The organism is Parabacteroides sp. CH2-D42-20, assembly GCF_003670185.1.
Classification (GTDB): Bacteria; Bacteroidota; Bacteroidia; order Bacteroidales; family Tannerellaceae; genus Parabacteroides; species Parabacteroides distasonis.
This window is the reverse complement of the sequence record NZ_RAYG01000090.1, coordinates 1-1,166: the sequence shown is the minus strand read 5'-3', so window position 1 is coordinate 1,166 and position 1,166 is coordinate 1. Positions and strand designations below refer to the sequence as shown.

At 51.5% G+C, this 1,166-nt stretch carries 1 protein-coding gene; it reads left to right on the top strand.

All coding sequences use genetic code 11. From position 1 onward, the window contains the following. Positions 1 to 1,166: polysaccharide biosynthesis protein (locus tag D7V92_RS21855; protein ID WP_147441545.1), on the top strand; the 1,166-nt coding region annotated here is incomplete at both ends.

Below are 1,166 nucleotides of genomic sequence, written 5' to 3'. Positions count from 1 at the left end.
CTCTCCGCGTTGTTGGCTATGAGCTTGATGTGGATGATGCGTGTGTTCGTGAAATATTTTTATGTAAGTACTTTTCGGGTGGCTAAGGCGGAACGTGCCTTTATCTATGGCGTGAAGCAAGGTGGGGTGAGTTTGGCGAAAAGTATCCAGAATCAAGATCCGGCCCGGTTTGTGCTGGCTGGATTTATCTCGGACATGGCTGAGATTGGGAATCGGTATTTAATGGGAGTCAAGGTTTATCCGAATAACGAGGATTTGATTGGTGTGATGAGAAGGCTGCAAGCCGATGTCTTGCTGGTGTCTCCATTGAAAGTTGAGGCGATCCGGAATAATCAGGAGATGGTGGACAGGCTGATCAAGGCGAATATAAAGATCTATATGACTCCTGCCGCCCAAGAGTGGGACGGAAAGAGCGACTTGAGCCATACCCAGTTGAGGGAGGTGAATATAGAGGATTTACTGCCCCGTGATAAGATCGAGATAGACTTGGAGGCGGTGAGGAAGCAGATTACCGGTAAGCGGATTCTGATAACAGGAGCCGCCGGGAGTATCGGTAGCGAGATCGTGCGGCAGGTTGCCCAGTTCGCCCCGGAACGTATGGTCTTGATAGATCAGGCGGAGACCCCTTTGCACGATGTCCGCTTGATGATGGCTCGTCAGTGGTCGAATATAGAATCCTATACGGTTGTGAGCGATATTTGTGTGCGTGAACGCATGGAGGAGCTGTTCGAGGAGCATCGTCCGGATTACGTGTTTCATGCCGCGGCCTACAAGCATGTACCTATGATGGAGGATAATCCGGAGGAGAGTGTCCGCAACAACGTGGACGGTACCCGGGTGATCGCTGACTTGGCGGTGAAATATGGCACGAGGAAGTTCGTTATGGTATCGACTGACAAGGCGGTGAATCCCACGAACGTGATGGGCTGCTCGAAACGTATTTGCGAGATCTACGTGCAGAGCTTGGATCAAGCCATCAAGGATGGGAAGGTGAGCGGTCGCACGCAATTCGTGACGACTCGTTTCGGCAATGTGCTGGGATCGAACGGTTCCGTGATCCCGTTATTCAAGGAACAGATCAAGCGGGGCGGTCCTGTTACGGTGACGCACAAGGATATCATTCGTTTCTTCATGCTGATACCGGAGGCTTGTAAGCTGGTCCTAGA